The sequence below is a fragment of the Salinivibrio siamensis genome (genome assembly GCF_001996005.1).
In the GTDB taxonomy this organism is placed as follows: domain Bacteria; phylum Pseudomonadota; class Gammaproteobacteria; order Enterobacterales; family Vibrionaceae; genus Salinivibrio; species Salinivibrio siamensis.
On sequence record NZ_MUFB01000024.1, the window covers coordinates 47,347 to 53,717 of the forward strand.

Below are 6,371 nucleotides of genomic sequence, written 5' to 3' on the forward strand. Positions count from 1 at the left end.
GGAGACGAAGTATGAAAAAATTAATGATAGCCCTCGCCGTCATGGGTATCAGCCTTGGTGTAAGCGCAGGCACGGTACAGCTAAATGGCAAAGATTATGTGGTCGTCGAAACCGACAGCAACGCGCGTAATATGAGTGGCGAGCAAATGGGTGTCATGGTCGGCGATAAAGTCGCTGTATCGGCACAAAGCACACCATTAACGGTCACTGGCTCGATTTTGGTCAAAGTCAGTGAGGCAAGCGCCAGCCAGCTCGCACAAAAATACGGCCTCGACTTTGTCAGTTACCTTGATGGSGTGGCGTTGCTGGAAGCGACCCCAGGCACCAATGTTGCTGAGTTAGAAAAAGCGTTGAACCAAGAGTTAGAGACCCCTGTTAACCTTGAGCTCAATCCGCAAAATCAGCGTCCCCAATAAGCAAAAATAGTGCTTATCAACAAGCCCGTCTTTTTAGGCGGGCTTTTTATCATTGTCTGTCCCCATTTTGTAGCGAAAAGTGTGGCCAAACTTTCCAACCAACCATTTTGTTACTAGATATTCCAGATTGTTCATAATTTTTACATGAGCCCAGTCTGACAGCTTGGTATGCTTTATCGCTTCTTGACGCCAAAAAAATAGACAAATCATCATTATGCAGCTGCAATGCTGCCAGTAGGGAAAAGACAATGTGGAAAACCCTTAGACATTCTTTGCCATTGCAAATTGCGGTGGCGGCCGCACTAGCTTGGCTGGTGGGCACGGTATTCGGCCCCATTGAGAACGCGGAACAGACCACTTGGTATCCGTTGCTTATGCTTGCCAAGGTCAGTTATATCGGTCTACTCAAAGCCGTGGTCGGCGTGATGGTATTGCTCTCGTTACTGGAAGGGATCAGTAATATTGGCAATGTGGTTCGCCTTAAGCGCTTAGGTGGTGCAACACTTTTGTTTTACGGTTTTACCACCACCATTGCGATCACCATTGGTCTTGGCGCAGCGCTGATGATGCCCGAATGGCAACCGCTCACCAATGCACCGCCTGTGGATGAGAGCATTAGCTTTATCAACCAAGAGGCCGCGGGTGTCGGAGCCATTGCCACCAAACTTATCAATATGGCGTTGGTGAACCCGTTTGCCGCGGTGACTCAGGGTAACCTTTTGGCAATTGTAGTGTTCACCATTTTGTTCGGCATTTCGCTGAATGTCGCGCTGCCAGAGTCGCACCCATTATTCGAGACCATTCGCGGGCTGAATAAAGGCATTAACACTATGGTGGCAGGGATTATCAAGCTGGCGCCGTTTGCTGTGTTTGCAATTGTTTTCCAATTCTCCCATCAAGGGGATAACGATCTATTTGGCCAGTTATTCAGTTTCGCCGCCCTGGTGTTTGGACTCACGATGGTCCATGCAGTGATCGTGTTGCCGCTTATTGCACGCGTTGCTGGCGGCATTGGCTTTGTGAGCCTGTTTCGCGCCATTTCTGCACCGCTGGCGATGGCGTTTGCCACCTCATCCAGTGCTGCGACACTGCCCGTTTCGATGCAGGCTGCCAAAGACGAGCTCAAGGTCACTCCGTCGACCGCGAGCATGGTCTTGCCGTTGGGCGCGGTGATGAATATGGATGGCACCGCGTTATTTGAAGGCATTGCTGCAGTGTTCTTGGCACAACTGTTCGGGATTGATCTGTCAACGACCGGCATTGTGATGATCTTCATTATGGCGATGGTTTCGTCGGTAGGCGCGCCGGGCATGCCGTCAGGCTCGATGTCGGGTATGCAGTTGGTGTTGCTGGCTGCGGGGATCCCACTGGAAGCCATTGCTATTTTGCTGATCATTGAGCGCCCACTCGACACCTTCCGTACTGCGGTCAATGTGCAAGGCGATTTGATAGGTGCCACGGTGATTGATAAGTGGCAAAAGCGCTTTGGCTAATGGCTATATCGCAAAAAACCGCTCCCAACCACGGAGCGGTTTTTTTAGCCCTCTTCAATCACATGAAAGGCGCGGTATTCGTCGAAAGCGTATTGGTCCGTCATACCGCTGATATAGTCAATCAACAGGCGAGTACGAAAATAGAACTCTCGCGCAGTAGAAGAAGGGATCTGCTCCGCCAGTGCCTGTTTTCGTACCGCGTCGCGATAGGCTTTTTTATGTTTTTCAGGCAGCTTTTTAAATAGCCGCTGGGTGTATATCGACGCTTGTAGCTTGACCGGCTCGCCGTTGACTAAAGCCGTAAACACCTCACTGGGTAAGGTGAGGAGTGGACGATAGATGCTCATCAAACCATGGATGACGCGATAACCTTGTAGCTCGCGGCGTTCCACTTCAGGGTGGCAAAAGGCATGCGCTTTGGCGACGTTTTTAAAGGTTTGCACAAGTAAATGATTGACGCTGTTATCTTCAATTAGCGCGTGATTAAAGGTGCCATCAATAACAGCGGGTAAATGGTCGATAAAGCGTTGGGCGGCATGGCGAGGCAGGCGTTTATTGACCTCCACACGCAAGAAGACAAAAAACTGACTGTCACTACCGTGGCTGCGCTTTTCCGCGTTCTCTAACATGGTCGCCATGGTGTTGGCGTCATGCCCTTCACTGGCCTGGGTAAGCTGTACAAAGGTTGCTTTTAGGGCCGCTTTCAAATCCGCGAGAGTCAGTACGCCTTTTTCAACGGCGTCCTCTAAATCGGCAATGCCATAAGAAATATCGTCGGCCGCTTCCATGATGTAACTGACTGGGGCCCGACAGCCGGGCGAGATGGCGAGCGTTTCTTGTAAATCGCCGATGTACGCTTGTTCACTGAGAAAATAGCCGACCTTCTTTTTCAGGTAAGCGCGCGCGTCGTCATTCGCAGGTTTCGGCTCGCTACCACACCGAGTGTATTTAAGAATGCCGGAGACTTGCGAATAGGTGAGGTTCAGCTGTTGTAAGGTATGGATCAGCCGTATGCCTTGTGCGTTGCCTTCAAAATGACAGAGGTCGCGCTGTACCTCTTCAGGCAGTTCGTCATTAAAATGTTGGCGGTAGATAGACGGGACGTGCTCACTGAGCCAATCACTGAGCGCTTGTTCGCCAAAGTGTCCAAACGGTGGGTTACCTATGTCGTGCATGAGGCAAGCCATCTCAACCAAGGTCTCCAAGCAGCGGTCGAGCGGGGGAGCGAGTTGCGAGGCAGACAGTTTGTCGGCAATCAGTTGACTGATATAGCGCCCGACTTGCTGGACCTCTAAAGAGTGGGTGAGACGGCTGCGCACGGCGGCATTGCGTTCAAGAGGGAAAACTTGGGTTTTTTGTTGCAAACGGCGCACGGCAGCAGAGTTAATGATCCGTCCACGATCGCTTTCAAACTGCTTCATCAAATCGCCGTTTGTTTGCGTTCTAAAAGGCCGATCTGGACGGATTTTTTGCTTAAAATTCACAGTCATCATGACACCCAGCTTGTCCACTTTTTAAGATAGAGTGCGGCGGATTTCACTGACTGTCAATCCGCCGCTTGGCATAGCAAGACGGCGGCGACATAGATTAATGCATATACATCTGCGCCGAGCGGGCAGGAATGGTGATGGTGTGAAAATCCGATGAGACGGTGGTGGTCGCATCACTTAACACATCATAATAAGGGCGATACCAGTTAAGTGGGTATTCGCGTGTATTGATGGTGTAAGATTGAGGCTCTCCACACTTATTGATCGCCACAATACCGGCTTGGTCGCGCTTAAATAACAGCAGACATTGGGTGCTGCCAATTACCGTCATTGGCTCACCATGCATTGCATTATGAAAGCGGAGCATGGCCTTCATCGCAGGCTGCTTCCACACGCCTTGCCACCGGCCGTTATCTTTGTCTTCGTTTGCAGAAAGCTCATCACTATAGATCAGAGGACTCCCTCCGTCTTTGCCAAGAATATAGGCATAGGCGAGCGCTTCATCAGTGGGGTTCATGATTTGGTAGCGAAAGCCATCGTTAGTCGGTATGTCGTGGGTAATGGTAAAGGTGATCGCGCGGTGTTTATCCAGCGTTTGACCAACACTTTCAGGATGATGCAACTGAGTGAGGCTACCTTGGAACGAAAACGCGCGACGCATTTGTGAAAATAAAGGAAAGTCATAAGCGCTATGGGTGGTTTGTTGTAAATAAGGCAAAAGAAACGCCTCATAGCTTTGATCGCCGGCCCCACCGCTGGTGATCACCTCGCCAAAAATATGCATGCCTTCACGAATGGCATCCGTAAAGACCTGATTGATGTGATACATGCTCATATGTTTGACTGCATCGACCCGAAAACCTTTCACGCCCATGGCTTTTAGTGCTGATAGATACGTACGCTGTTGTTCAACCACCCACTGATTCGGGTCTAAATCGGGTAAGCCTGCATCTCCCTCTCCACCACACAAACGCCAATATTGCACATGGCCTGGGTCATGCCACTGAGTGATACAGCCTTCAGGATGAAAGTCCGTGCTGGAAAACAAATGCTGCGAGAGCTGCCCAAACAGCTTTTGCTGCTCGAACGCTTCTTGGTTTTGTGCGTAGTGTTCTAAGACGTGTGCGCTGGGGTAATTAAGATCGTCACGTAATCCGCTTTCATTCGCCATGTGGTTGAGCACCACATCGGCATAAACAGCCACACCATGCTGGTCGAGGGCAGTGATCATGGCTTGAAAGTCTTGTTTATTTCCGAGAGGAGAGTCGATAACACGCAGATCTTGAGGTTGATAGCGTGCCCACCACGCTGTGCCGGACGACTTCATGGCCGGCGCCACTAACACCTTTTTGTAGCCAGCCTCAGCAATGTGTTCCGCTCTTGCTTCTACAAGCTGATACGGCCAATTAAAAGCGTGTAAAATGGCTGTCGCGTTGGTGTTTAAGGATACAAAGAAAAAAAGAGGAATTAACGCATAGTGTATTATTTTCATTATAAGCACCTTAGTTATTGGATGTGCTTATAATGTATTGACTATTTTGTTTTTAGGCGCGAGATAAAAACTGAGTCTAGAAGAAAAATCACATTCGGTAGGGGAGAAAAAATCGATAGTTTGACTGACTTATCAAATGTGGTGTTGGTAGAGGAGAAAAGAAGCACTGCAGGAAAAAGGCAGTGAATTTGCCTGCAGTGTATAGCGTTTACTTGATGGTGAAGCCTAAATAAGCTTGGAACTCATTATTATCGAAGATATCTTTGTCTTTTTCATTTCCTTGGGCATCTTTGAATTCCCAGTTAAATGCTTCATAGGAAACACCTGCATGCCAAGAGAAATGTTCATTTACCGCTTTTTTAAATTCTAATTCAGGCTGGATATGCGCATAGGCCAATGTTGTATCTGAGTCTGGCGTATGATAGGCCTCAACATAGTTCTCGATATTAAACATGAAGCCAGCAGGAAGTGGTAGCGAGTAAGTTAGATAGTTTTCGGTACCAATCTGATAGTCGTACTCTTCCTCCTCTGTGTCGTAGTAATCGAAGTTATACCAAGCGAGTTCGAGGTTCCAGTGCTTAGACAGATCGCCGGATAGGTAAAAGTTAGTTTCGACGCCACTTTTATTTTTCAAACTATCATCATTAGCGTTACCAAGCTGAGCCCATAATTCGATACCGAATGAAAAATCTTTTCCACCCAGAGTGACATCTTTACTGAAGTAAGGTGCAATAATATATTGTTTAGTATCTGAAGAGTCGGACTCATCACTGGCTTTCCATGATGCGTCGTAGCGGAATAAATAATACATGGTTGCATCAAAACTGCCGACACTTCCTGCACCTTGTGCTAAGCCAAATTGGGTATCCCAACCTTCTTTTCTTGCTTCACCTTCATTTTTAATGAAGTCTTTGTCGACATCAAAAAGAAAGCTGTAATCGTCGCTGAGTTTATAAGACCCTTTACCAATAGTGACTTCGGTTTTAGTGAGGCCTTTTTCATAATCATTAATCTTGACTTCACTAGTCAGTGAACCGAGCTCTCCAGCAAAACTGGTGGCACTGACAAGCGTGATTGCAGCGGCAACCGCTGTTTTTTGGATAGTATTACTCACTTTAAAGTATCCCTTCTTTAAAAAACATCTGAGTACTGTCGCGTTTTAATTATTCCTCGTGCACGCATTACTCCATTGAACGCAACGATACACGTATCGGCTTTTTATCCGATAAATAACACTTAGCGACAGTCTATTCCTTGACGTTCGCTTATGTATTAGCGATGTAAGCGTCATCCACTTGTGTCGAGTGAATGTGGATTTATGCTAGCAATGCGTCAGTAACATGACAACGGTGTTAATAATGAGTTAAGTGTCAATTAGTATTTTGCTCTATTTTTTCTGCTGGAAGTCGCACCAATCACCATTCAGGTTTTGTTCAGCTCGAATAAATGACCAATATAAGGGATAAAAAAAGTACTAACC

5 protein-coding genes are annotated in these 6,371 nt (G+C 47.7%); 2 read left to right on the plus strand and 3 right to left on the minus strand.

The annotated features are described in order from the left end of the window. Positions 1-11: 11 nt before the first annotated feature. Together BZG73_RS12365 and BZG73_RS12375 are read left to right on the plus strand one after the other, a co-directional pair. On the plus strand, positions 12-416 hold the full coding sequence (locus BZG73_RS12365; protein ID WP_046075156.1) for a hypothetical protein: 405 nt from the start codon (positions 12-14) through the stop codon (positions 414-416). Between the two features lie 248 nt (positions 417-664). Beyond that, positions 665-1,909: a dicarboxylate/amino acid:cation symporter gene (locus tag BZG73_RS12375; protein WP_077668457.1), complete on the plus strand. Its 1,245-nt coding sequence runs from the start codon at positions 665-667 to the stop codon at positions 1,907-1,909. 44 nt (positions 1,910-1,953) lie between these two features. On the opposite strand, the gene dgt is transcribed toward BZG73_RS12375, so the two are convergent. The 3 genes from dgt to BZG73_RS12390 all read right to left on the minus strand — a co-directional run bounded on the left by dgt (position 1,954) and on the right by BZG73_RS12390 (position 6,005). Beyond that, positions 1,954-3,402, minus strand: coding sequence for a dGTPase (gene dgt, locus BZG73_RS12380; RefSeq protein ID WP_198531453.1), 1,449 nt, complete (start codon positions 3,400-3,402; stop codon positions 1,954-1,956). Positions 3,403-3,496: 94 nt separating this feature from the next. Continuing rightward, positions 3,497-4,891 carry an alpha-amylase family protein gene (locus tag BZG73_RS12385; RefSeq protein WP_077668458.1) on the minus strand — a complete coding sequence of 465 codons (1,395 nt, stop codon included), beginning with the start codon at positions 4,889-4,891 and terminating at the stop codon, positions 3,497-3,499. A 208-nt stretch (positions 4,892-5,099) separates the two neighbouring features. Next, complete coding sequence (locus BZG73_RS12390) at positions 5,100-6,005, minus strand: hypothetical protein (RefSeq protein WP_077578337.1); 906 nt, start codon at positions 6,003-6,005, stop codon at positions 5,100-5,102. Positions 6,006-6,371: the final 366 nt, after the last annotated feature.

Coding starts and splice junctions, on each gene's coding strand:
- BZG73_RS12375 (WP_077668457.1), top strand. CDS start 665: ATGTGGAAAACCCTTAGACATTCTTTGCCATTGCAAATTGCGGTGGCG.
- dgt (WP_198531453.1), bottom strand. CDS start 3,402: ATGATGACTGTGAATTTTAAGCAAAAAATCCGTCCAGATCGGCCTTTT.
- BZG73_RS12385 (WP_077668458.1), bottom strand. CDS start 4,891: ATGAAAATAATACACTATGCGTTAATTCCTCTTTTTTTCTTTGTATCC.